At 46.9% G+C, this 25,093-nt stretch carries 18 protein-coding genes and 1 pseudogene; 11 read left to right on the forward strand and 8 right to left on the reverse strand.

The genetic code is table 11. The features are described 5' to 3' along the window. Window positions 1-3 precede the first annotated feature (3 nt). Entirely contained in the window at window positions 4-666 is a 663-nt protein-coding gene (locus tag C942_RS05085; protein WP_036798838.1) for a CatB-related O-acetyltransferase, read from the reverse strand. A 97-nt stretch (window positions 667-763) separates the two neighbouring features. Here C942_RS05085 and C942_RS05090 point away from each other — a divergent pair, with 97 nt between their 5' ends. Together C942_RS05090 and yieH are read left to right on the forward strand one after the other, a co-directional pair. Continuing rightward, window positions 764-1,228, forward strand: coding sequence for a hypothetical protein (locus tag C942_RS05090; protein ID WP_007463223.1), 465 nt, complete (start codon window positions 764-766; stop codon window positions 1,226-1,228). A gap of 176 nt (window positions 1,229-1,404) precedes the next feature. Beyond that, window positions 1,405-2,088: a 6-phosphogluconate phosphatase gene (gene yieH / locus C942_RS05095; protein ID WP_007463225.1), complete on the forward strand. Its 684-nt coding sequence runs from the start codon at window positions 1,405-1,407 to the stop codon at window positions 2,086-2,088. A gap of 83 nt (window positions 2,089-2,171) precedes the next feature. On the opposite strand, the gene C942_RS05100 is transcribed toward yieH, so the two are convergent. Continuing rightward, window positions 2,172-3,461: a tetratricopeptide repeat protein gene (locus tag C942_RS05100; RefSeq protein WP_007463227.1), complete on the reverse strand. Its 1,290-nt coding sequence runs from the start codon at window positions 3,459-3,461 to the stop codon at window positions 2,172-2,174. Between the two features lie 281 nt (window positions 3,462-3,742). Here C942_RS05100 and C942_RS05105 point away from each other — a divergent pair, with 281 nt between their 5' ends. Together C942_RS05105 and C942_RS24570 are read left to right on the forward strand one after the other, a co-directional pair. Next, window positions 3,743-4,129, forward strand: coding sequence for a DUF3302 domain-containing protein (locus tag C942_RS05105; RefSeq protein WP_007463229.1), 387 nt, complete (start codon window positions 3,743-3,745; stop codon window positions 4,127-4,129). Continuing rightward, a pseudogene (locus tag C942_RS24570) lies at window positions 4,129-5,162 on the forward strand (HlyD family secretion protein). The gene C942_RS05105 and the pseudogene C942_RS24570 overlap by 1 nt, the downstream one beginning before the upstream one ends. A 143-nt stretch (window positions 5,163-5,305) precedes the next feature. On the opposite strand, the gene putP reads toward C942_RS24570, so the two are convergent. From putP to C942_RS05135, 4 genes are all read right to left on the reverse strand, one after another. Beyond that, window positions 5,306-6,802 carry a sodium/proline symporter PutP gene (gene putP, locus C942_RS05120; protein ID WP_007463235.1) on the reverse strand — a complete coding sequence of 499 codons (1,497 nt, stop codon included), beginning with the start codon at window positions 6,800-6,802 and terminating at the stop codon, window positions 5,306-5,308. Between the two features lie 146 nt (window positions 6,803-6,948). Beyond that, a complete protein-coding gene (locus C942_RS05125; RefSeq protein WP_007463237.1) occupies window positions 6,949-7,671 on the reverse strand; it encodes an aldehyde dehydrogenase family protein in 723 nt (240 codons plus the stop codon). A gap of 27 nt (window positions 7,672-7,698) precedes the next feature. Next, on the reverse strand, window positions 7,699-10,827 hold the full coding sequence (gene putA, locus C942_RS05130) for a bifunctional proline dehydrogenase/L-glutamate gamma-semialdehyde dehydrogenase PutA (RefSeq protein WP_007463239.1): 3,129 nt from the start codon (window positions 10,825-10,827) through the stop codon (window positions 7,699-7,701). A 404-nt stretch (window positions 10,828-11,231) separates the two neighbouring features. Beyond that, window positions 11,232-12,002 (reverse strand): AraC family transcriptional regulator, encoded by a 771-nt coding sequence (locus tag C942_RS05135; protein WP_051035728.1) that lies wholly within the window; start codon window positions 12,000-12,002, stop codon window positions 11,232-11,234. A 715-nt stretch (window positions 12,003-12,717) separates the two neighbouring features. On the opposite strand from C942_RS05135, the gene C942_RS05140 reads away from it, so the two are divergent. From C942_RS05140 to C942_RS05155, 4 genes are all read left to right on the forward strand, one after another. Beyond that, window positions 12,718-13,677 carry an AEC family transporter gene (locus C942_RS05140; protein ID WP_007463245.1) on the forward strand — a complete coding sequence of 320 codons (960 nt, stop codon included), beginning with the start codon at window positions 12,718-12,720 and terminating at the stop codon, window positions 13,675-13,677. 102 nt (window positions 13,678-13,779) lie between these two features. Beyond that, window positions 13,780-14,964 (forward strand): putative manganese transporter, encoded by a 1,185-nt coding sequence (locus tag C942_RS05145; protein ID WP_007463247.1) that lies wholly within the window; start codon window positions 13,780-13,782, stop codon window positions 14,962-14,964. Between the two features lie 508 nt (window positions 14,965-15,472). Continuing rightward, the gene (locus C942_RS05150; protein WP_007463249.1) at window positions 15,473-16,183 is read left to right on the forward strand and encodes a helix-turn-helix transcriptional regulator; all 711 of its coding nucleotides are present in this window, start codon (window positions 15,473-15,475) and stop codon (window positions 16,181-16,183) included. A 164-nt stretch (window positions 16,184-16,347) separates the two neighbouring features. Next, entirely contained in the window at window positions 16,348-16,512 is a 165-nt protein-coding gene (locus C942_RS05155; protein ID WP_007463251.1) for a hypothetical protein, read from the forward strand. 88 nt (window positions 16,513-16,600) lie between these two features. Here the strand turns inward: C942_RS05155 and pdxH are convergent, their stop codons facing one another. Next, window positions 16,601-17,236, reverse strand: a complete 636-nt coding sequence (gene pdxH / locus C942_RS05160; protein ID WP_007463254.1) for a pyridoxamine 5'-phosphate oxidase — start codon at window positions 17,234-17,236, stop codon at window positions 16,601-16,603. 382 nt (window positions 17,237-17,618) lie between these two features. Between pdxH and C942_RS05165 the strand changes: the two genes are divergently transcribed. The 3 genes from C942_RS05165 to C942_RS05175 all read left to right on the forward strand — a co-directional run bounded on the left by C942_RS05165 (window position 17,619) and on the right by C942_RS05175 (window position 23,088). Further along, the gene (locus C942_RS05165; protein WP_007463256.1) at window positions 17,619-19,415 is read left to right on the forward strand and encodes a sensor histidine kinase; all 1,797 of its coding nucleotides are present in this window, start codon (window positions 17,619-17,621) and stop codon (window positions 19,413-19,415) included. Then, a complete protein-coding gene (locus C942_RS05170; protein WP_007463258.1) occupies window positions 19,412-20,764 on the forward strand; it encodes a sigma-54-dependent transcriptional regulator in 1,353 nt (450 codons plus the stop codon). The genes C942_RS05165 and C942_RS05170 overlap by 4 nt, the downstream gene beginning before the upstream one ends. Window positions 20,765-21,186: 422 nt before the next feature. Further along, a complete protein-coding gene (locus C942_RS05175; protein ID WP_007463262.1) occupies window positions 21,187-23,088 on the forward strand; it encodes a bifunctional diguanylate cyclase/phosphodiesterase in 1,902 nt (633 codons plus the stop codon). 210 nt (window positions 23,089-23,298) lie between these two features. Here C942_RS05175 and C942_RS05180 read toward each other — a convergent pair whose 3' ends face one another. Beyond that, the gene (locus C942_RS05180; RefSeq protein WP_007463264.1) at window positions 23,299-24,954 is read right to left on the reverse strand and encodes a DUF342 domain-containing protein; all 1,656 of its coding nucleotides are present in this window, start codon (window positions 24,952-24,954) and stop codon (window positions 23,299-23,301) included. Window positions 24,955-25,093 lie beyond the last annotated feature (139 nt).

Consider the following 25,093-nt stretch of genomic DNA (forward strand, 5'->3'; position numbering starts at 1 on the left):
CTGTTATTTTTCAAAATAGCGAAAACGTTCAAACAAGGCTTCAATGTCAGCGCTGCACATTAAATCCATGTTTTCCTGCAAGATCTCAATTGACCAATCCCACCATTTCATTTCAAGTAACATCTCAATCTGCATCTCTGTAAAACGCTTCTTGATAGCCTGTCCCGGGTTGCCGACTACCACGGAGTAAGGATCGACGTCTTTGGTAACCACGGTACGCGCACCAATCACAGCCCCGTCGCCAATTTTTACCCCAGGCATAATCACACATTCCGAACCAATCCAGACGTCATTGCCAATCACCGTATCACCGGCTCGCTCGAAGCCCGATTTGACCTTATCGCCAAAACGGCTGACATCAAACGGAAATGACGATACCCAGTCATGGCGGTGCCCCTGGTTTCCAGCCAGCATGAAGGTAGCACCAGATGCAATAGAACAAAATTTGCCGATGATCAACTTGTCAACTTCACCGAAGATCCCCGATTCCCAAACCGCACGGGTCGAATGATCGCCCAACAGATATCGAACGCACTGATCCTCAAAATGCTTATCGTGATAATAGCCCGAGTAATAAGTATGATCCCCTACTGAAATGTTCGGATTCTTTATATGCTCCCGAACTTCGTAGCCCCCAAGCCACGATGGAAATATGGATGATGACATAGTCACCCCTTTCTAATTATTAATTACTGCCTACCCACAACAAAAAATCAGAGTAGAATGCCTCTTCCAACATTTTCACGTTTTCGAGTGTTGATAAATGCAAATAGAACAACTTTACTCTGCATATCTTGGCGAGCTCTATGGGATTGCCTTTTTCACTGCTTTCGCAGAAAAGTATAGTAATAACAGTCATGCCAATAAATGGCAAAAACTCATCCAAATAGAACAAATTACCGCTCAGCGCCTTAAATCCGGCCTGGAGCCGCTTGGTAAGACCTGCCCTGATCTACATCCGGAGATGGAACTAAAAGGCCTCTGCGATGCCGAAAAATGGCTCCACCTGGAATGGTCAGAACTTGTCGATACCATGGCCCCGTGGGTCGAACCCTATGCCCTGAAATACCGAGAGCAAGCTCAGCAAGCCAGTGAACACGAAGCACTATTCACCCTCGTCCAAGAGCACGAAGATGCCATCTGGGCTTTCCTCAAAGCGGAACAAAAGGGTGACAACAATAGCACGGCTATTCTCGACCATTTCATTAACCGATACGGCACCCCATAAAGCTGCACACTCTATATTCAGCATATAACGATTTGCCTGTCTCAAGTCTCAGATTTCAATGAAACCAGCTAGACAAGCGCGATAAAGCTAACAAATCCCCAGGGTGTTAATTGTCGATACAGGTAACCTGTATTAACAATGGTCTTGGGGATCATACTGACAAGGGGAGTGCATTTATGAAGAAATTCAGCACCAAAGCTCCAGAGACAAATACACATACCCGCTGTGTCATTTTTGACTGTGACGGCACTCTGGTTGATAACGAAACCCTTTGTAATCAAGCGCTCGTCAATGTTTTCAACCGCTTCGGAGCTTCATTGCAACTCGATGACTGCCTTAAGTTTTTCCAGGGCGGCAAACTTGCCGATATTCTGGTGCAAACCCGAGAAAGAGCTGGTATTAAAGTGCCAATTGATGTGTTGGAGCCTCTGTATCGTGAAGAGTGCCGGAAACTGTTCGAGCAAGGGCTATACCCTATCCCCGGCGTCCCGGAGCTACTCAGAAATCTGTGTGAAATGGGCTGTGAGATGTGTATTGCCTCGAATGCACCAATCAGCAAAATTAAACATACTCTCAACCTGACTGGCCTGCTACCTTATTTCGAAGGAAAAATGTTCAGTGGCTTTGAAGCGAACAGTTGGAAACCTGAACCGGATATCCTGCACTTTGCTGCCATGAATATGGGGATAAAGCTAGAAGAGTGTGTATTTGTCGATGACACTGTCAAAGGTGTCGAAGCAGGGATCAATGCCGACATACGAACCTTTCACTTCGCGGCCCGTCCCGGTTCAGAAAAAATCAGGCACCCCTGTGTCAAAACTATAGCTTCAATGCCGGAGCTACTTGAATATATTGAATAAGGCTTCTCCGCTTCATAACAAACGTCCATAAAAAAACAGGCCCGGAATTTCCGAGCCTGTTTCAACTTAACTGACTTTAGTCTCTATGACTTATCCATTTCCACCGAGATATTATCCCAGGATGTGGCCCAGTTCTGCTGCTGATATTCCTTTGCTGCAGTTTCATTCTTAATATTTTGCTGCTCGTCAGTTTGAACATCATCTGGCGCAGCTACATTTGTTATTTCATCAGAAGGCTTATCAGCATCAGCCAATACTTCATAAGTCAGGCTGTTATCAAACGCCTCCGCCACATTGCTCTCCTCAAGCAACTGCAAGTAAAGGCCTTCATCCAGCTGTCCCACAGCCGCAACTTCAAGCATTTCCTCTCGCGGACGATAACCGTCACGACCATAAACCCGGTCGAGTAGATCAATGACTTTATGGGTTGGGAGCGGCTGCTTCTTCAACAACTTAAAAATCGAATTTGCAACATTCTGGACGTTCAAGATAGATTCAATACTGATAAACTGAACCACATCATCACGCTCTGTTTTAGCCTGTTTGTGACCAGATGCATTGGCAATGGAAAACCATGTGTAGGCAATCGCTGAATCCGTTGCACCATGGCCCAAGTGCATCTTTCCGGCCAGATACTGAGCTTCGCTGTTCCCTAACTCTGCCGCCCGTTCCAGCCAGTAAATAGCGCAGGTTCTGTCTTTCTCAACACCCAGCCCGCTCTGATAGCAGAATGCCGTTCTAATGCATCCGGTTGCATCCTCATTAATAGCCGAACGTAACCGCCAGCAAAATGCCATAAACGGCTCTTTCTTCGAGTTCAGTTCGGCAACAAACCAATCACCAAGAAACTGCTGAGCTGCGATATAATTTTTCTCGGCTGCCGTTGTGATGTTTTCAATTCCGGCTTCAATATCCACACCACAGCCAAAACCACGAACCTGATAGCGGCCTAATTCGAACAATGCTTCAGGTTGTTTACCCTTGGCTCTTACCACCTGTTCCCAGTATTTTGATTTAGCCGCCCCGTCAGGATCATCCTGATTCAGCCGACACAGTCGCGCCAGCGCGTTCTGGGCAATATCGTTATCCTGCTCAGCAGCTTGAGCGTACCATTCGATCGCCTTCTGGACATTAGTCAGCTCATATTCTTTAGCCAACGAAAGCTGACTGGCAACATGCCCTGTCTGAGCTTTAAAAATTTTCTCTTCCCGCTCTGCGGCTTTGGCGCTTTCCAAAACCCGCTGATATTTAGCATCTTTAATGCGTTGCTCAGCCACCATCTGGTCCTGTTGCTTTGATGCAGAGAAATAGCGGATTAGCACCCAGCCCAGCAATATTCCAGTCAGGCTTAAGCCTATTACCAGGTTTGACATAACCCCTCATGAAACAATCAATAACACTTTATATAGCGGCACTCAGCTGTATTTCTATAGCCACTCAACAAAAGAAAGGCCGGTATTTTAGCCATCTATGATAATAAATACTAAACAAAGCCACCCATCTAAAAAATGTACAACATAAATTCAATGCTATTTTTTATAAAGGCACCGCCCGAAAGAAAGCTCACTCGGCTTTCAGCCTCACACTAAAAGGTGCCATAAGCCAGCAAACACCAGCAACTAATCTTAATGAACAGAATTCTTAAGGAGCTTGGATGTTTCTCGACTATTTCGCCCTAGGTGTCTTATTTTTTGTCGCCATATTCCTGTTTTACGGGATTATTGCAATTCATGACATCCCTTACGAAATATCTAAAAAACGCAACCATCCCCACCAAGATGCCATTCATTATGCCGGCTGGGTCAGCCTGTTCACTCTCCATGCCCTATGGCCGTTCCTCTGGATATGGGCCACCTTATGGCGTGAAGACCGAGGTTGGGGATTTACAAAAATCCAGAACGAACAGCATGAGCTTCATCATGAAGTTTTCGAACTGACCAAACAAGTCGAAAAACTAACCGAAAAAGTCGCATCGCTGGAAGCAGGTATGGCCATGCATACACCAACACCTCCTACTAGTGAACAGAAGGAGGATAGCTGATGGATTTGCTGCTTGTTTTGACCTATGCCGCACTTTGTATTGCCATATTTAAAATCTTCAATATCCCGCTGAACAAATGGACAGTCCCGACAGCGGTTCTGGGTGGCATCATCCTGATCGGCACCTTGATCCTGCTGATGAATTACAACCACCCGCATACCAACCTCGGTAGCCAGTTCTATGTCACAACCCCTATAGTCCCCGGCGTCAGGGGGAAAGTCCTTGAAGTTCCGGTAGAGCCAAACAGTATGTCCTCGGACTGGAAGCAACCTATAAATCCACTCAGTCAGTAACGGCCAAAGCCGTTGCTGAGCGGGATCGCACCCGGCAGCAATACAACCGCTACGAAAAAGGCTATAAGCGCGGAGCCTTCACCAAAGCCGAAGTCGACAACCGTCGTCAGTTCTATCTCAGCGCGGAAGCAGCACTGTCGGCCGCCAGAGCAGAAGAAAACCGGGCAAAACTGGCTTATGAATCTGAGGTAATGGGCGAGAACACCACTGTCGCCAAAGTCAGAGCTCAGCTGGTGCCGGCAGAATTTAATCTCAAAGAGACCGTCGCTCATGCCCCGACTGACGGTTATGTTACTCAGGTAATACTTCGCCCCGAAATGATGGCTGTACCGCTGCCACTCAAACCGGTGATGACTTTTGTTCACCAGGAAGAACAAATCTACATCGGCGCTTTCAGGCAAAATTCCCTGCTGCGCCTGGAGCCCGGTTTCAAGGCCGATTTCATCTTCCGCGCCCAGCCCGGAAAAACTTTCAAAGGAGAAGTGATTGAAGTAATGCCTGCGATAGGTGAGAGCCAGATTCAGGCCAGCGGTGTACTCTACGGCACTGAATTATTAACCAGGCAGGGAAGACCACTGGTGAAATTCAAAATCACCGACGATCTCAGCTCTTATAAACTCCCTCAGGGCACCAATGTCGAAATTGCGGTTTACTCAGACAGCTTCGAACATGTGTCTGTTATGCGCAAAGTACTGATCAGAATGAAGAGCTGGCAGAACTACCTATTCCTTGATCATTGATCCGTACGATCTCGCTCCATAGGCTTTTCCCTTAAATAGAAAAACAAAGCCATCAAAGAGCAAACACGAAAAGAAGACACAAAAAAACCAGCCGCGAAAAATCGCGGCTGGTTCGTTTTAGTTATCCGAAATAAGCGGATCTTTTAATCAAACTCAACCAGGTTTTTAGCATAAGTATCAAACTGCGCTTCAACCTCTTTTGACGCACCGCCAGTCATTACACTCACACCAATAACCGCGATTGTCGCGAACACAAAGCCAGGTACGATTTCGTACAAGTCAAAGATACCACCGGTCAGCTGCTTCCAGATAACAACAGTCATCGCACCAACAATAATACCGGCCAACGCACCGTGACGGTTCATACCTTTCCAGAACAGACTCAGCAGCAATGCAGGACCAAATGCCGCACCAAAGCCAGCCCAAGCGTAAGAAACCAGACCCAGTACAGTACTGTCAGGGTTCATCGCCAGCAGCAGAGCAATAACTGACAATACGATCACAGCCACACGACCAACCAGTACGATTTCCTGAGTAGAGGCTTGCGGACGAAATACCTGCTTGTAGAAATCCTCAGCCAAAGCAGAAGACGATACCAGCAGCTGAGAGTCAGCAGTACTCATGATAGCGGCAAGAATCGCAGCCAGAAGGATACCGGCAACAACCGGATGGAACATAGAGTTAACCAACAGCATGAAGATCTTCTCACTGTCAGCCAGTTCACCGGCCAACTGGTTATCTACATACAAGATACCCACCAGACCAACCAGAATCGCACCGGCCATCGACAGCGCCGTCCAGCCAACTGCAATACGACGTGCCGTAGTAATATCAGCATTTGAGCGAGTTGCCTTAAAGCGAGCCAGAATGTGTGGCTGACCAAAGTAACCCAGACCCCACGCCATCAAAGAAATAATTGCAATCGCAGACAGCGGCTCCCCCTTCACATCATTGAACAGAGTCATCAGTTCCGGGTTCTTGGCTTCAAGTGCGGTAGCCAGCTCAACAACGTTACCGTTCATTGCAGCAATCGGCACAATCATTAGTGCAGCAGCCATCAGAAGCCCCTGAACCAGGTCAGTCCAGGATACCGCCAGAAAGCCACCAAACAGGGTGTAAGAAACCACACACACAGTACCGACAACTACCGCAATCACATAATCTAAGCCAAAAACGGTTTCGAATAGTTTACCGCCAGCAACCAAACCAGAACTGGTATAGAAAAGGAAAAACAGCAAAATAAAGAATGCTGAAATGGTTTGGATCAGTTTTGATTTGTCATCAAAGCGACGGGACAGGAACTCGGGCAGCGTCAGGGCATTATCTGCCGTAATACTGTAGGTACGCAGACGCTTGGCACAGATCAACCAGTTCAGCCAAGTACCCAGCATCAGACCACCAGCCAGCCAGAAAGACTCGATACCAGCCGCAAAAGCGTAACCCGGCAGACCCAGCAACAACCAGCCACTCATATCTGAAGCACCAGCGGATAAAGCGGCCGGCCACGGTCCCAGCGAACGCCCGCCAAGGAAGTAGTCGGATGAATTAGATGTACGTTTATAGGCAATATAACCAATTGCCAGCATACCAATCAGGTAGGCGACAAACGTAGCCGTAATAGCAAAGCTATTTTCTATCATTATTGAGTTCCCTCATTAAGAGCCCCTGTTCATTGCAGGGGCTTTTTGTGTATGGTGCCAAAAACTTCAGCTGTATCTTTTTCCGGGTTATGCCCATCGCAGTTCGAGTGATTCCCCCACCACGCAAAACCCGGCATAACCTGTCTTTAATGTGACTCTCCGCTTCCCAACTCCAACAGCGTCGCGTTTCCGCCGACCGCCGTGATATTTATTGTCCGTGTCCTTTCGGTCACAAACCGCAGAGAGTATGTAGGGCTACCAATCACTGGCAGCGACTCACAATCAGTTTCACTGATCAACTGAGCCAGCATGCCGTCACGAGCAGCCAGTTGGCGCGCCAGCGCCTGTGATGTCGTTTGCTTTCCTGCGTAAGCCACACCCGCGACAGCCGGGTGACTAACCAAATCAGCAAGCTGATCACAATCTATTGCAGTGATAACACCGCGGGCACAGCCACTTTTCTCAAGCTGTGCCACCAGTTCAGCCGCCGACAGAGAAAAACCTGAAGGCAGTGAAACAAAAAGTGTATTGCCGGTAACCAGCGCGGCCGCAACCTGTCCGATCACCGCGACCAAAGGTGTTTCTGCATCAGCAGTCACGATAAAACTGCCACGACCGGCACAGTACAGCTCATTGGTCTCACCGGTTGGCCCCGGCATCAACATGGTTTCAGCAACATGCTCGGCAGCATTACGGCACTGAAAGCTGACCATAGCACTCAGCTCCGGCTCCAATTCTTCGCTCCAGCGCTCCAGGATCTGGCTGCGTGATTCATAGCCCAGCCCGTTCCAGCCTTCCCAGGATGCGGCGCTGGTGTCGACCATGTCCTGAATTTTGGTCTGCATTGTCGCCTGAATAGTTGTCGTCATTGCTATATCCCTCTCAACTCAGCCGCATTAAGCGTTAAACACATCTTGGGTGAAACGGTACAGGTAGTGCGGACCTCCGGCCTTCGGACCTGTTCCTGACAGTCCCTGCCCGCCGAACGGCTGCACCCCGACAACGGCACCAACCTGATCACGGTTGATATAGCAATTTCCTACCCGGGCCCGGCGCTCGATATGGCGGTAAGTCCGCTCATTTCGGCTATGAACCCCCATCGTCAGACCAAAACCTGTCTGGTTAATCTGATCGATCACCTGCTCAAGCTCACTCGCTTTGAAGCGGACGATATGAAGGATCGGGCCGAAGTTTTCATTCTTCAGCATATCGATCCCAGCAATTTCAAACGCGGTCGGTGCGACAAAATCACCATGTTGGCAGTCAGAACCAAGCTTGGCCTGCGCCACTAGTTTGGCCTGATTTTTCAGAGACTGAATATGGGTCAGCAGTTTCTGCTTAGCTTCGGCATCAATCACCGGCCCGACATCCGTACTGTGCATCTCAGGTCGCCCTACCGACAGCTCAGCCATCGCACCTTTGATCAGGCCAATGACCCGCTCAGCGATATCTTCCTGGATGAACAACACCCGCAGTGCCGAACATCGCTGTCCCGCTGAGGCAAACGCAGAGCGGACAACATCCCGAACAACCTGTTCCGGCAGCGCGGTACTGTCGACGATCATCGCGTTCTGCCCACCGGTTTCGGCGATAAACGGAACCGACTCGCAATCGCGTGCCACCAGGGAGCGGTTGATCAACTGCGCCGTTTCCGTTGAACCGGTAAACGCCACTCCGGCAATACGCGGATCCGACGTCAGCGGTGAGCCTACCTCAGCACCGGTTCCCGGTAATAGCTGAATCACACCAGCCGGCATACCCGCTTCAAGCATCAGCTCAATCGCCCGAAAGGCAATCAGCGATGTCTGCTCAGCCGGCTTGGCAACAACCGTATTCCCGGCAGCCAGTGCAGCACTGATCTGACCTAGGAAAATTGCCAGCGGGAAGTTCCACGGGCTGATACAGGCAAATACACCGCGTCCGCGATAACTCAGCAGTCGAGATGTACCGTCAAACGAAGTCACCTGTTTTGTCTCAGCCAGCTCAGTAGCCGCCTGGTTGGCATAAAAGCGACAAAAATCGACAGCTTCACGGATTTCATCAATGCTGTCCTGAATTGTCTTACCCGCTTCGCGGTGGCAAAGGGCAACCAGCTCACCGGTATTAGCTTCGAGTAAACCTGCCAGTCGCAGCAAACAATCAGCACGTTCTGAAGCTGAACGCTCTGACCACTCCGGATACGCTTTTGCCGCAACGGTAATGGCCTGCTCAACCTGGTCGGCACTGGCAAAATCCACACTGCCAACCGCTTCACGACGATCATACGGTGCTGTGATGGCTTCTGTTTTGCCGCCCTGCACCACACCGTTTATAATCGGACCTGCTTGCCACTGGTGTTCACCAAGGGCCTGAACCGACTCAACAAACGGTCGCCACTGGGATTCAATCTCAATATTTATACCCGCTGAATTGCGGCGCAGTTCCCCGAAAATCTGCGCAGGCAGCGGGATCAGGCTGTTGTGCAACGTCGGACGTGAACACAGCTCATCAACCGGATGCCGAGTCAATGAATCAACCGGACAGCTTGCATCAACCAAACGGTGAACAAACGAGCTATTTGCCCCGTTTTCCAGCAAGCGACGAACCAAATACGGCAACAAGTCTTTATGGCTACCAACTGGCGCGTAAATACGAACATTGGTATCGTGCATTTCCATCACATGGTTATACAGGGCATCCCCCATGCCATGCAGGCGCTGGAACTCAAAGTCCCTGGTCGAGCCTGCCATAGCTACAATCGCCGAAACTGTATGGGCGTTGTGACTGGCAAACTGCGGATAAATCAGACCGTGCAGATGATCTGAAAGCAGGAACCGGGCGCAAGCCAGGTACGAGCAATCAGTCGCCTCTTTACGGGTAAATACCGGATAACCGGAGTACCCGCTCTGCTGGGCTAGTTTCAGCTCACTGTCCCAATAAGCACCTTTCACCAGACGCAGAGGAATCACATCCCCCTGCTCTTTACTCAAAGCAGCTAACCAAGCCAACACAGGCAGGGCTCGCTTAGAGTAAGCCTGAACAACCAGACCGAAACGGCCCCAGCCTTTTACTTCGTCAGAGCGATACAGCTTTTCAAAGAGCTTAAGTGACAACTCAAGGCGATCCGCTTCCTCGGCATCTATCGTGATCCCGACATTCAGCTCACGGGCACGCTTGAGCAATTCCAGTACTGAACGGTACATTTCATCCAGTACACGGGCCTCATTGGCAACGTCATAACGCGGATGCAGTGCCGACAGCTTGATTGATACTGTCGGATCCGGCGATTTAACGTTACTGCCTTTCTCACTGGTGTAAGAGTCACGACCGACCGCCTCTACCGCCATCAGGTAATCTTTGAAGTACTTCTCTGCATCCTGCGATGTCAGCGCGGCTTCACCCAGCATGTCAAACGAGTAGGTAAACCCCTGATCCCGCTTTTCCCTGCCGTTTTTCATCGCCTCGCCAATACTTCGACCAAGCACAAACTGATGCCCCATGATCTTCATTGCCTGGTTCATTGCCTGGCGGATCACCGGCTCAGACATCTTGTTCACCAAACGGTTAATCACATGGCTCGGCGTACCATCTTCTTTGGCATCCAGCGTGACAACCTTACCGGTAAGCATCAGCCCCCAGGTCGACGCATTCACAAACAGAGAGTCGGAGCTTTTCAAATGCGATTTCCAGTCCGCCACACTCAGTTTGTCGCGGATCAACGCATCAGCAGTTGCCGCATCCGGAATACGCATCAGCGCTTCAGCCAGACACATCAGCAAAATGCCTTCTTTAGTATCCAGGCTATACTCCAGCAACAACGCATCGATCATCTGGATAGCATTCTGATCTGCCCTAACACGCTCGATAAGCAATGCTGCCTGTTCAGTGGTGCGTTTCCGTTCTTGTTCTGAAGGCTCGGCCAAAGGCAACAGCTGCGTAAGCAACTGTGATTCATCAACCGCGTAAAGCGGTGAAATTAATTTCCAGAGCTCATTCAGCGATTGCTCAATAAACGATGGCTGAAGTACATCTGCCGCATTGAACATCATTATTCCCTCAATAGTGGATCCGAATGCATAACGACCATCTGAAGATAGCCCCAACACCCAGATTAAATGTTACACCAGTGTTACCATTAAGGGGATTTTATTGCCTTAACCGACGGCGGTCTTGTTCTATTCTCCGATATTTTTTAGAAAAAGTCCGTTTTTTAACAAAATTCGACACAAAAACACAGCAATAAATAAGATTCTGCATAGCGAAACACACCAGAACTTTGACTGATTTGCAGCTTGCAACGCAGCTCAAAACAACTGGAAAGACGGAACGATGATCATGGAGATCAAACAAATCAGATAAATAGAGATGAAGCAGGAAAAGCAGTTAAAGGGAGGCAAAAGAATAATGGCCCAAATACTAATAAAAGATTCAAGCCATTGATATTTAATATTTAAATAGAGTAACCGTATTTTTTCCGATACTGTGCCGGCGGCATACCATAGAGGCGGGAGAATGCTTGAGTGAAGCTGCTCTGACTGGCAAAGCCAGCACTTTGTGCAACCTGAGCAAGGCTCAACTGGCTGTCCGCTATCAGCTGTTTTGCCATCTCAAGACGCTTTTTCAACACATACTGATGCGGTGTGATACCTGTCTGTTCTTTAAACAAATGATGGAACTGACTTTCACCCAGAAAAACCAACCCGGCCAACTGTGTTACGGAAATTTTACGATTAAGATGCTGAATTATGTACTGATCGATAATATCCATATCAAGGCGATAAGCCTGTCGCTCACCACTCAGCGGCTTGAAATGGCGCTGAAGTACACACATCAAAGTATCAGTACATGCTTTACTGAGCAGCAGATCATTCGGGTGAGCCGCCATCTCGGTCGTCAGTGCACGAATCAGATTCTGCGCCTGATTATCCAAATAAAAGTAGCTCGACTGCTCAAACAACTGATCGCAGCGTTCAAGCGAAAATGATGACTGAACCTGATCGGCTGGCACATTTAATACCAGGATCTCGTTTTTACCGAGCCCGGAAAAAGCATGCTCTGAATCCGCAGTAACCAGGCAGCCCTGACCGGGTCCCACCAGGTTACCGTAGCCTTCAATATCAAATTCTGTCTGGCCGGACAATCCAATCACCACCTGGTTATAACCATGGTTATGGTGATCCATCTGTTCGGGCAGCTTCACGATTTCAGAAGGCTTAAACATGGAATGATATAGCTTGTCGTTCATGCCGTATCGAAGTTAGATATAAATAGTTCTCAATCATAGGTGGAGGATACCACATATGTTTGCTCGGAGGGGATGCTTGTATCTTGATTGAAATACCAGAGTCAAATCCTACTGGAGTAACTATAAACAAAGGGATTAAAAGCCAAACAGTGCAAACCTACGCATAGCGGAAAAATGATCAAGAACCATAATTTTACGGTGATTGTCATTCCAATTTCCATGCGGCATATAATCATATGGAAAGATAAGGATTTTCACCCAATCTGTTTAACTTTACCCCGGAGCTAAACCATAAAGGCATAATTCGATAAATATGATATAAATCCTTTATATTCAACAATATAGAATATAACAACCAGCAGTTACGGCCACTGAGCAAAACGTGGAACAATGAAAACTTGGCACAGAAGCATGATCATGGTTCTACTGACCCTTGATCATTTTTCCGTAACTTAAACGATCAACAAAAGGATCTTTCTTGATCATCGTTCCAATTGAAATGACACTCCCCGTCAGATCACCATTCTTGATCATCGTTCCGAACAGCTTCAGCACGATAAAAAGCCACTGATGAGCAACAAATTCTCTTTATATTCATAAAATTAATTAAATTTACGTCATTCAGACCCGCCGAGCCTCCCATCACGTTCTTTTTGTGTTACAAATGAAATGCACAATTAGGATAAGGATCATGCACGAATTTATTAATCAACTTCATTATTCATTTTCAATCACCGGCCCAATCTTCATCATGCTTGGGCTGGGTGTTGTACTCAGACGCAAAGGTATTCTGGAAGATAAATTTATAGAAACCGGCTCAAAGCTGGTCTTTACCGTAACTCTCCCTGCACTGCTATTTCTCAGTATTGTTAAGTCGGATCTTCAGGAGGTGGGGAACCCGAACCTCCTGCTGTTTGCTGTTATCGCCAACTTTATGACTTATCTTCTTTTTGAGGGAATGGCTCAGAAACTAATTAAAAATAAAAGTGAAATCGGCGTCGTCGTCCAAGGGGCGTTTCGTGCCAATACCGGAATCATCGGCCTGGCTTATGTTTCAAATGCTTTTGGTAACAATGGGTTGGCCGCAGGTTCGATTTACGTTGCCGTGCTGACGATTCTTTATAATATCCTTGCCGTAATAACCCTGACCCGTTCTTCAAATGGTAGAAAAGCCATAGGGACGGGATATTTGTTACGCTCTATCGCCAAAAACCCACTGATCATCAGTACCTGCATCGCAATCCCGTTCTCTTTGCTGGAAGTTAAGATCCCGGAGGTATTACTGCAATCGGGAAGCTACTTTGCAGATATGACCTTACCACTGGCGCTGCTATGTACTGGTGCCAGCCTTGATCTGAAACAATTAAAGCAAGATTCATCCAGTGCCAATTATTCAACCTGCGGTCGCTTGATCATCGCTCCGGCATTGATCACCTCCGCCGGTTACTGGCTTGGTTTCCGTGATCTTGAACTCGGGATCATTTTCCTTATGAGCGCCGCGCCAACTGCAGCAGCCAGCTATGTAATGGCACGCTCAATGGGAGGTAACGCGAGATTGGCAGCTAATGTCATCGCGATGACAACATTGGGATCCCTCTTTACTTGTAGCTTCGGTCTCACACTTTTGACTGCAACCGGCCTGATCCACTAATCGATTAAAAAATAATCGTCGACAAATCATGTGAGAATCATTATCATTCTTATTAACTGATAATGATTCTCACTTAGATTTAAAGATTTGTCGGAGGCCATCATGGCATCACTGCAAAAAGCCGTTAACCAGCAACTACAAGCCCAACAATGGCGCCTTGCGAATAAGCGCCTGATTCTTCCTATCATCCTTATTGCTCTTCTGGCAACACCCGCAACCATGGAACTAACTGTTGCCGTATTGTCAGATGCCTTCTGGCAAGTTGCCAGCTATGTTGCCGCAACCCTTGCTATTTACCACTACATTGCTTCAAAGCTCAGCCAAAACAACCGCCTCAGCCAATTACTGGCCAACAGTTCTCGCTATCAGGTGGTATTTGCTTCCTTTATGGGCGCTTTGCCCGGCTGTGGCGGTGCTATTGTCGTGATCACCCAGTACGTCAGTGGTCGCTTAAGTTTTGGTGCTGTTGTCGCAGTGCTGACCGCGACTATGGGGGATGCCGCCTTCCTGCTTCTTGCTGCTGAGCCTGAAACGGGATTAGCTATGGTTGCTATCGGTTTTGTTATCGGTCTCATCTCCGGCTGGATCGTCGATGCAATTCATGGGCAGGACTTTATGCGGCCAACAGCGATCAAAACGCAACAGCCAAAGCAAACAAACGAACAGTGTAAAGAACCGGTTCTTCGAATGCAGGGGGTGTTCTGGAAGTGGGCACTACTACCAGCTTCTGTCATTGCGATAATGGGATCGCTACAAATGGATATCGATCAAGTGTTCCATTTAGGTGCCGGTACCATTAGCTACGTGGGCGCTGCAGCAGCAATGATTGCCATGCTGCTATGGGCAACAAGCCGAGATGTTACTGATTACCAGTCAGCAGTAGCGGAAGATCCGAAAGCCAATACTGCCAACCTATTCCAACGTGTCGCGCAAGATACTAACTTTGTAACAAGCTGGGTTGTTGGTGCATTCCTTATATTTGAACTGACCATATTCTGGACCGGACTGGATCCAAAGGCTGTTTTCTCTAATTGGGCGATACTACTGCCACTCATGGGTGTATTGATTGGTCTTCTTCCGGGCTGTGGTCCGCAAATTCTGGTAACCAGCCTCTATATCAGCGGCGCAGTGCCACTGTCTGCACAACTAGGCAATGCCATTAGTAATGATGGTGATGCCCTTTTCCCAGCTATCGCTCTGGCGCCGAAAGCCGCAATGATGGCAACTGTCTATTCCACTATGCCAGCACTTATCGCAGCGTACAGTTACTTCTGGCTGTTTGAATAAACAATCAAGGACTAAGCATATAATCAAAAGGGGCTTTTAGCCCCTTTTCTTTTTTATATCAACAACATGCACACCTTTGATTTGCATATCATTGATTCCTAAAAAGAAAGCAAACAACCGCACCCACAAACCAAAACAAAAGTCAATAGGTGATTTCCCCCCTTATCTGTCATGTTCCTGTCGGTTATAGTTTCTCTCGTAGACAGGGAGCCAACTACACGGTTCGCTGTTTGCAGTATCCAGCATTGGATACATGCCAATGAAGTTTTCTTTAATATACACCCTCATATTAAAGAGATGAACTTAATTGGATACCTCTTCTACACGTCGTACAGGATTGTGCTCTTCGGAGTCAAACTCTTGTCTTTGCCGGTCTCTTTAGACCGGCTTTTTTTTGCTTATTCGCAAATATGTCCAAGAATCCGTCACCAAGCGGTTGTAAGATTTCTGCTTTCAATTACACTCTGTACAGTTAAGTTAACCTAGCCCAGTTAATCAGGCACGAATAGTGAAAGAAAAAGTCGATCCATCGCTACTCCATATTTTTAATCAGCTTCCAGGGTGTTGGGGATGCAAAGACAAGGATTCCGTTTTTGTTTACGCTAACGCTGAATATGGCAATATTATTGGCGTCAACCACCATTTAGACTGTATTGGTCGTACTGATTTTGACATGCCAAGCCCTACAGTGGAGTGTGCTGATTCTTTCCGTGAACAGGATAATCAGGTAATCACATCCGGTAACCGGATGCGAATTCTCGATATTCATCCATATTCCGATGGTAGCTGGCGTGCACATTTATTCACTAAGACGCCATGGAAAAGTGAGCAGGGTGACATCGTCGGAACTATTTTTTCAGGGGTTGAGCTGAAAGATACAGCCATTCTGGAAGTAGGCCACTGGATATGCCGTGCGGCAGGTTTGGATCGAAAAGAGCAGGCTTCATTTAACCTTGACCTGCACAACCAGGCAGTCAAACTTAACACCCGTGAATCTGAAGTGCTGTTCCTACTGCTCTATGGTAAAAAGCCGCAATACATAGCAAAGGTACTTAATGTTTCGGTCAAGACGGTAGAAAACTATGTCCTGCGATTACGGGAAAAATTCAACGCAAACTCCAAGAGTGAGTTGCTGGACCTTGCTCTGGATCTTGGTTTCGGCTCGCATATTCCCGAAAGTATGCTGAAGCGCCAACTATCCGTAATTCTTAAAGAATAAAGAAATCACCCTATTTTGAGGGTGGTTTATGCAGTCTAAGATTGAATTTTTGGAAAAAAAAACCGTTTCCAGATCAATTATTGATCAGTAAAGGCCGCCTACAATGTCGCCAGTTTTGAATTTAGCCTAATTATTATTTTTATATTTAAAAGCTGGAAACTGGTATGAAACAATTTACTATCACTTACGTTGTACACCCGCATTATAACATTCCGTTCAAATACGAAATCACGGCTGAAAATGAACGAGATTCAATTCAGTCGGCAGAAAAAGCACTGAACCTGCGCCATCCTGAAGGTGTCAGCATTGTGACAGCAAATCAGCGCTAATCAGCTCTGACTGCACCAAAAATGAAATCCAAAAAAAGTGTAGCCAAAGCTACACTTTTTTATTTTATCAATTCGAAAGCTTATGGCATTAAGGCGCCAGTCGCTCTACAGACCAATTATCATCCTCAAGGCTGTAAAGGAATCGATCATGCAGACGGTTCTCGCCCCCCTGCCAGAACTCGATCGAATTAACCCGAACCCGGTAACCGCCCCAAAATGTCGGCAACGGTACTTCACCATTAGCAAACTTTTGTTTCAACTCAAAAAACTTGCCTTCTAGCACCCCGCGAGCAGAAAGACGACTACTTTGCTTACTTGCCCAGGCAGCAATCTGACTTTCCTTAGGACGTGAAGCAAAGTACTTCATCACTTCAAGTTTGGACAGCTTTTCAGCCTGACCTGTAATATGAACCTGGCGTTCAATCGGGTGCCACGGAAAATGGAGGCTGATCTTAGCATTGTTGCTTAAGTGCAGTGCCTTACGACTGCCAAGGTTGGTATAAAAAACAAACCCGTCTTTATCAAAATGCTTAAGCAAAACGATGCGTTGGTATGGCTGCCCGTCTTCATCAACGGTTGCAACCGTCATAGCAGTCGGATCGGTAAGGTTTGCCTCAATAGCCTGTTTTAACCATTTATCAAACAGACTGAGCGGCTCATCCGGCAAATCATTCCGACGTAAACCACCTCTCGTGTACTCACGACGAATATCAGACAATTCCATTGTTAACTCCGCATAAATGTTTATCTGGGGAAATTGTGCGCCTTGCTTTGAGGAAAAACAAGCGCCACAGAAAACAACGGGCTCATTTCGCAACCAATTGATACATCAGAAACAATAACATTTCATCTGTGCTACTCAGCTCGTTTTTTCCCTCACCGAAGTTTGTTATACAGACGCTAGATATTCAACATATTGGCTGAATTACAGTCAAAACAATAGAGATGGATAAACAGAGAATAACCACCTATAAAATAAATGAAATAAAAACATTACAACGTCACTTGTTACCTGTTGACACAGTTTCTCACTAATATTTTTCTGTCAGTGATAAATTTTAATAATTCAGGCAATACTTAAACCCAATCAGTTTCGGAACAACCTCGTGCGAAAAACTAAATGTCTCGGTCTCATCGTCATTGTCGGCATTCTGCTAAATATTCTGATCGGCCAACTCACTTATCAGCAGGTCAAACAACATCTGGCTGAAAAGCTGATCCTGGACGTAAACCAGCTGGGACAAAAACTCGATGCTCAGTTAAACCGCTACAGCAAGCTACCAGAAGTGCTTGCCAATGATCCTCGCTTGCTGGCACCTCTCACCAATGAAAACCATAATCGAGCTGACACCAATCAACTCCTTCAACAATGGGCAAAGACGTTGGGGGCCGACACCATTTATCTTATCGACCATAGCGGTACCACACTAGCAGCCAGTAACTGGCAGCAGGCCAACAGCTTCGTCGGGCAGAACTATGCGTTTCGTCCTTATTTCAGGCAGGCGATAAACGGTCAGCTCGGGCAATATTTTGCATTGGGTGCCAGTTCAGACAAGCGGGGATATTACTTTTCAGCGCCAGTATACAACCAGGGAGAGATTGACGGAGTCATCACGATCAAGGTCGATTTATCGCTGGTTGAAGACATCTGGCAGTATGAAGAAATTGAATACGCAATCGCTGATCATAACGGCGTTATTTTCTATAGTTCCGAGGATAACTGGCTGTATCGCTCACTTATCCCACTCAATGAAGAACTCAAAACACAAATCATCAACTCACGCCAGTATGGCCAAGCAGCACTGTTGCCGCTTACTCAGTACCGCAATCTGACCGAATTCAGCAACCAGGAAATAAGCGATCTCACAAGCCCGTCGCAGGAGCAAGCAACATCCTATGTCGTTGCCAGTCATGACATGGTACAAGCGGGATGGTCAATATATGGCTTCAGCCCGATTCAGGCTGCCTATCAATACGTTGGGCAGGCAATAATGATGTTCTCTGTTTTCTATGCCCTGCTTTGTCTGGCACTTACCTCATGGTGGCAAACTCTCAATACCCAGAAGGCTCTGGCACAACTGAATGACCAACTGGAACAGCTGGTCATCAAGCGAACCAAAAACCTGCTCGAAACCAACCAGCAACTGCGTGAAACCATAGAGCAATATGAACGCAGCCAGGCCGAGCTGAAACAGACCCAGAGCGAACTGGTCCAAGCCGCCAAACTGGCCATGCTCGGCGAACTCTCGGCCAGTATCAACCACGAAATAAACCAGCCGCTTGCAGCAATGCGAACCTACGCAGAGAACTCTCGCAAGCTGTTACAAAAAGAGCGCTATGATTCGGTGGCAGGTAACATCGAAGAAATCATCAAACTAAACCAGATGGTGGCAGACATCATCGCAAGATTTAAGGTATTTGCCCGTAAAGCCAATGATAACCGCGAACGTACTGTCGCTGCAGATTCAATCCGGGCGGCAATTGGGCTGCTAAGAAACCGGCTGATTAAGCAGGGCGTGATCCTTCGAATGGATGAACTGCCTAATGACATCATGATAAATGCCGACGCGGTGCAATTTGAACAGGTCATCATTAATCTGCTCAGCAACGCAATCCAGGCATTGGCTAACGCCCATCAACCACAGATAGGTATCAAGCTGGATAGTGGCGATAGCCTGGTCAAAATTCATATCTGGGATAACGGCCCAGGGCTTGATGATGGTCAGAAAAAAAGGATTTTCACGCCATTCTTTACCACCAAAAGTGACGGATTGGGCCTTGGCCTGACCATTTCCCGCCGGATCATCGACTCCTTTTCCGGCTCTCTGACTGTCACCGACCACACTGGTGGTGGTGCTGAATTTATTATCACGCTTCCCCGCTGCACAGAGGAATTAGAATGAACAAACAAGTAATCTTTATCGATGATGAAAAACCGATCCGCGACGCACTGGGGCAGACACTTGAGCTAGAGGATTACGATGTCACGCTTTACGCTTCTGCCAAACCGGCGTTGGAAAAGCTCGATAATCATTTTCCCGGTGTCATTATTTCCGATATCAACATGCCGGGAATTGATGGCATTTCGTTTTTAAAACAAGCTCTGACTATCGATCCGGAGCTGGCAATTATAATGCTGACTGGCCATGGAGATATCTCTACCGCGGTTGATGCGATGCGTCTTGGCGCTTATGACTTCCTGGAGAAGCCCTTCTCTACCGATAACCTGCTGGATGTCGTCAAGCGCGCAGCAGATAAGCGAGAGCTTATCCTGGAAAACCGTGAATTGCGTCGAGAGCTGGAAGCCCAAAGCGGACCAGGGCCACGTATTCTTGGTAATACACCACAGATAAAACAGCTGCGCCGGATCCTATCCCATATTAAAGATACCCCGGCAGATGTGATGATCCACGGCGAAACCGGTACGGGTAAAGAATTGGTAGCTCGCTTTCTCCATGATCACAGTATCCGCCAAGACCACCCTTTCGTCGCCATTAACTGTGGCGCCATACCAGAAACCATGATTGAAAGTGAGCTATTCGGTTATGAGCCCGGAGCCTTCACCGGCGCACAAAAAAAACGTGTCGGTAAGATTGCTTATGCCGACGGCGGTACGCTGTTTCTCGATGAAATCGAATCAATGCCAATGTCACTGCAAATAAAGCTGCTAAGGGTGCTGGAAGAACGCATGGTCGAGCCACTGGGTACAAACAAAGCAACGCCGTTAGACATCCGCATTGTAGCGGCAACGAAAGTGGACTTGAAACAAATGAGCGAGCGGGGTGAATTTCGTCAGGACCTCTATTACCGCCTCAATGTTGTCAGTGTTGATATTCCGCCACTAAGGGAACGCAAAGACGACATCCCGATGCTGTTTCAAAATTTCGCCCGCTCGGCATCTACCCGGTATGGAATTGAACCGCCAACTATCAACCCTGAGCTGCTACAGAACCTGCTAGAGCATGACTGGCCGGGTAATGTTCGAGAACTTCGTAATCTGGCAGAAAGGCTAGTTCTGATGGGCGATACACCAACAATGGAAACCACCAACCAATTCAGTGAAGAGCCTCTGACAACAACACTAACAGAGCGCATGAATCAGTTCGAGTTTACGCTAATCTGTGACGCCCTTAAGCGTCATAACGGGAGACTGAAAGAAGTGCAGACAGAGTTAGGATTGGCCCGCAAAACCCTTTACGACAAACTTAAGAAGCACAATATAGACAAAGACGACTTCAAAATTTCGGTGTAGACATCAATATGCGGCAGACTGTCACGTCCAACAATGAACAGCTGTCGCTTCAATTCGCACCGCCCCTCTTCTATCATAAATAGCTCAGCCTTTGATGCTACAAAGCCAAAGTTTACATTTGAACTTCGAACCATCTTCAGAAAATACCATCCGGATTCAATTCAGAAACAGCAAGTAATGAATCTTTTGATAAATTAGCTTGGTTAACTGAAAACGCTTTTATCGTTTGAACTGACTTTAAGTAAACCTGACTATCAATCATTAGTGCGGAGCGTCAACAGATAGCAGGCTAAGGAATATAGCCGCTGCGTCTCTCTCAGATATCCAACCGACGATAGTCACCATTCCCCGGCATAATTCAGATTTTAGCCAGAGTTACAGCTATGACCTTATATCGACAATTAATCTCATGGTCCTTAGTGATGTTCACGCTACTGATGTTGACTGTAGCTACGGTTCACTTTACTTCCGTCCACTCGCTTGCTGCCGAGCAATATCACAGACAAATAAGGCAGGAGCTAAATACCGCAGAAGCGGTTATCCAACAACAACATTATAATCATGAAGCACTCCTAACTGTCGCAGACGAACTCATTAGCAGTCATCAGTGGAGCAGTTTGATAATTGCCGAACTTACATCAGGTCAAACGATAGAAAGACATAATCATGTTAAGGACGATAGTGTTCCAGCATGGTTCGTCAGTCTGGAACTATTTGAACACTATACCTCGAGTCGAACACTAATCAATAAACAACGCCCGACAACAAAAATCACCATAACCTTCCGACCGACCATCCCTTATGAGCAGTTGTGGCAAACTGGGACTCACTTTTTCCGTTGGATTTTGGCCGTTTTTATTATTGCAGGAGCCTGTTATAGCTACCTGCTACAAAGTCCTTTCAGGCCATTGAAAACGCTCATCAGCCGCGCACAAAAACTTATGAACAACCAATTTGAAGCTCCAATCCCATTACCCAACTCGTCAGATTTAAAAGCTATTGTTAAAGTCATTAATCACCTAACAGCACAGCTTGAAATAAACTTCAAAGTGCAAGCTAAAGAAGCAGTAAAACTAAAAGAAGAGGCTTACCGGGATCCGGTCTCTGGGTTAGGTAACAGAAATTTCTATGTCAGTCAGCTCAATTCATGGCTGGCAAACTCTGCTAAGGGAGGACTGGCGATACTGAAAACATCATTAATTGATGACTGTTATCGACTTCAGGGTTTCGGTGAAGGAGACAAGCTTGTGAAAGAGATTGCGGAGCGATTGAATGAAGCGATAATCCTGAGTGATCTCACCCTCGCCCGTCTTTCTTTTGATGAGTTTGCTTTATTGGCTCCTACTGTCACCGAAGATAAATTACAATCAGTCGCTGAGAGCATGAAGGCCGTTGTTGACACCGCTCACGAAATTATCCTTCCTGAAGCAATTCTCTCAGTACAGGTGGGTCTGCTGATCAACACAACACCATCTGACGCCAGTACCTTGCTGACACAACTGGATAACGCGCTAACAAAAGCAGCACTGACTCCGCAAAACCCTATCGCCCTAATTGATGAGCATGCCCCTCACTCAATTCTAGGAAAACAACAGTGGAAACAACTGCTGCTTGAAGCGATTGATAATGACTACTTTGTCTATCAGTTCCAACCGGTTTCCTTAATGACCACCGGGATATACCAATATGAAGTCTTTACCGCTATCAAAAAAGCACAACAGGTTTATACCGCCAGCGAGTTTCTCGGCGCCATTGAAGATTTGGAAGTGGGCAGTTTATTTGACCGCCATGTGATAGCCCAGCTTATCAATCGATTAAATGCCAATCCTCAACTCGGACCGCTGGCCATCAATATCACCAACAGCAGTGTAAAGGATCCTGCTTTCATTCGGTGGCTAAGTAAGATTCTGGAGAAAAACCAGATACTGTCCGATCGATTATTCTTTGAATTACCCGAGGAGAGCTTTGTTCGTTCACCAGATTCAACCGGGCTGCTTTGCTCAGCAATCCGTTTTTATAAATTCAAATTTGGCGTCGACAACTATGGTCGTCATTTTAAATCGCTAGATTACCTCAAAGAGTTTCGTCCCGACTACGTCAAAATTGATTTTGCTTATACAAACCAACTCAATGACCAGATACGGGCCAGTGTGCTTTCCTCAATTTCCCGCACCGCATACAGCCTGAATATCATGACAATCGCCACACGAGTGGAAACCCAAACTCAACTGGACCGCCTGTCTGAGCTTTTTGTGAGTGGGTTCCAGGGTTTTATTATCGAACAGCAATGTATGGAACGAGAAGCAGCGGCTTCTTATATCTAGCTTTTGTTTGCACTGAAATCAGCAAAACAATTTACAGTGTAAATATTCCTGAGTTTACCCTCTGGGGACAATGGATGAGAATATGAGATGTCACCAAGAGATGAACAACAGACCACCTCGTATTTTTGAGATATGTCATACAAGACATAACTCACCAGGCTTATGTTGAAAATACAAAAGCGTGGTACAAATTTACAGTGTAAATGATGGCTACAGCGACAACCTCTGTAATGCACGTTCCTTATAAAGCAAAGTAGACGGGCCATGCTCTTGTTGAATGTTCAGACGCTCTCTTTCTATCTGACAACTAACTCCTGAATACAGGCGGTTAACCGCAGTTATCGAAATCTGATCTAACATCGTCTGATATTCTTGCTTCAAGGTGAGATATGACGTTTTTAGCGTCAACATTTTTTGTTGACTGGCTACCGTCGTAGTTTTAATTTTTTCTATTAATTCAGGGGGGCGCTTTGCTGTCGGAATTTTCAGTAATTTCAGCTGCGCCTCTTTGATCTTTTGCAATTGAGCATGCTGCTGTTCAACGGCTCGATAAGCATCATTAAGTTGCTCCCTCAAGCTTGTGTAATGACTAAAAGCAACGATCTCTGTCTGTATACCGGCCAATGCACCAATGTTTAAGGCTCTAACACCGTAGTCGGCTTCAATATATCCACCGCTTAGTGTTCCGTGTCGGCTGAACTCATCAATAACTTGCACACCCCCCTGGGTCTTGATCACACAGTGGAGAGCATGAAGAGAGAAGCAAACATCTTTTCCAGCCTCTATCTCAACAAACTGAGCGAACTTACTGGTTACTTTACCAGAGGCCTGAACGTAACAACCCAGCTTATTGCCTTCTTGCTGACGACCAATGATTCCCTTCACGACTGCAATATCACCACCGGCACGAAGCTCCGCCAATTCAACAAAACCATTAACCGTAATATTGCCGGTCGCAAACACTTTCATTCCCGGAGATACGTCACCATTAATCAAAATACTGCCATCGAAGTTGATGTGGCCAGTGGAAACATTTACCCCATTTAGCGTCAGCGCATCGTCAACCGTCATTCCATTTTGTACAACAACGGGTAAACCGGATTTCGTTGCCATCAACAGCGAATAATCGTTCTCACAGAGCTCAGTTCCTTCACCCACATTGTAACTCGCATCATTACCCGGAATGGCTGCCATGGCCTTGCCAAGGACATTAAAACCGGGGACGCCTTCTGTCGCAGAATGCTTACGCATGATTGCCTGCCCGGCTCTGACTGTAATTAGCTCGCCGAGATCACGCATATCTACCTTGCCGTCATTCCCTTCCTGCGGGCGAAGAATACGACGACTGGCATCTTCTACTAATGGTTCGAATACGGCATCTCTACCATGTTCAGGCTGACGGCCAAACGCAACCGGTAATGTGAATTTTTGACCGGGAGCCAAATTAACCGCTTGATGCAGCAACTCCTGCAACTGACTTTTTCTGATCCCTTTAACAATGCCATTTTCTTTTAAAGCATTAATCAACAAATTTCCGTTAGGTACCGAACCACCATACGCTCCAATCGCAGTGATCGACGCAGCCATTAAATCCGGATCAGTCTTAACGACCAGGGCTGCATCACGGCGTTCTGCAATAACGATATCAGCCGAATCATCATCTGGTTCCGTTTCATTTTTTTTGCTTAAAGGGGACTGCAGGACGGTATCGATTGCATTTTCATACAAATAGAAGTCCAGAGCATCAAGCTCAGCAAGCTGAGTCACTATATCATCACGAGTCAATTCAGCCTCAGCAGGCAGATTGGCCACCTGTAATGAAATAGTTTGACCATCTTGAGACAGCTTAAGAAGCCGTTGTGTCATTGAGGACTCCTACTCAGAAATCAGAACCAATGTCATTTAAAGCGATTCTACTGATTCCATCTTACCGCAACCTTGAAGAAACCAAGTATTTTCCAAGTCACAGAATCATCAGTAATTCGGAATCTGACTTTCAGCAGAA

Origin of the sequence: Photobacterium marinum, assembly GCF_000331515.1 — a bacterium.
Classification (GTDB): domain Bacteria; phylum Pseudomonadota; class Gammaproteobacteria; order Enterobacterales; family Vibrionaceae; genus Photobacterium; species Photobacterium marinum.

What these genes read in the sequence shown, in the direction of transcription:
- C942_RS05085 (WP_036798838.1), bottom strand. Translation starts at nt 666, where the DNA reads ATGTCATCATCCATATTTCCATCGTGGCTTGGGGGCTACGAAGTTCGG.
- C942_RS05140 (WP_007463245.1), top strand. Translation starts at nt 12,718, where the DNA reads ATGCACGAATTTATTAATCAACTTCATTATTCATTTTCAATCACCGGC.
- C942_RS05100 (WP_007463227.1), bottom strand. Translation starts at nt 3,461, where the DNA reads ATGTCAAACCTGGTAATAGGCTTAAGCCTGACTGGAATATTGCTGGGC.
- C942_RS05105 (WP_007463229.1), top strand. Translation starts at nt 3,743, where the DNA reads ATGTTTCTCGACTATTTCGCCCTAGGTGTCTTATTTTTTGTCGCCATA.
- C942_RS05170 (WP_007463258.1), top strand. Translation starts at nt 19,412, where the DNA reads ATGAACAAACAAGTAATCTTTATCGATGATGAAAAACCGATCCGCGAC.
- C942_RS05090 (WP_007463223.1), top strand. Translation starts at nt 764, where the DNA reads ATGCAAATAGAACAACTTTACTCTGCATATCTTGGCGAGCTCTATGGG.
- C942_RS05125 (WP_007463237.1), bottom strand. Translation starts at nt 7,671, where the DNA reads ATGACGACAACTATTCAGGCGACAATGCAGACCAAAATTCAGGACATG.
- C942_RS05155 (WP_007463251.1), top strand. Translation starts at nt 16,348, where the DNA reads ATGAAACAATTTACTATCACTTACGTTGTACACCCGCATTATAACATT.
- C942_RS05175 (WP_007463262.1), top strand. Translation starts at nt 21,187, where the DNA reads ATGTTCACGCTACTGATGTTGACTGTAGCTACGGTTCACTTTACTTCC.
- C942_RS05145 (WP_007463247.1), top strand. Translation starts at nt 13,780, where the DNA reads ATGGCATCACTGCAAAAAGCCGTTAACCAGCAACTACAAGCCCAACAA.
- putP (WP_007463235.1), bottom strand. Translation starts at nt 6,802, where the DNA reads ATGATAGAAAATAGCTTTGCTATTACGGCTACGTTTGTCGCCTACCTG.
- putA (WP_007463239.1), bottom strand. Translation starts at nt 10,827, where the DNA reads ATGTTCAATGCGGCAGATGTACTTCAGCCATCGTTTATTGAGCAATCG.
- C942_RS05135 (WP_051035728.1), bottom strand. Translation starts at nt 12,002, where the DNA reads ATGTTTAAGCCTTCTGAAATCGTGAAGCTGCCCGAACAGATGGATCAC.
- pdxH (WP_007463254.1), bottom strand. Translation starts at nt 17,236, where the DNA reads ATGGAATTGTCTGATATTCGTCGTGAGTACACGAGAGGTGGTTTACGT.
- yieH (WP_007463225.1), top strand. Translation starts at nt 1,405, where the DNA reads ATGAAGAAATTCAGCACCAAAGCTCCAGAGACAAATACACATACCCGC.
- C942_RS05180 (WP_007463264.1), bottom strand. Translation starts at nt 24,954, where the DNA reads ATGACACAACGGCTTCTTAAGCTGTCTCAAGATGGTCAAACTATTTCA.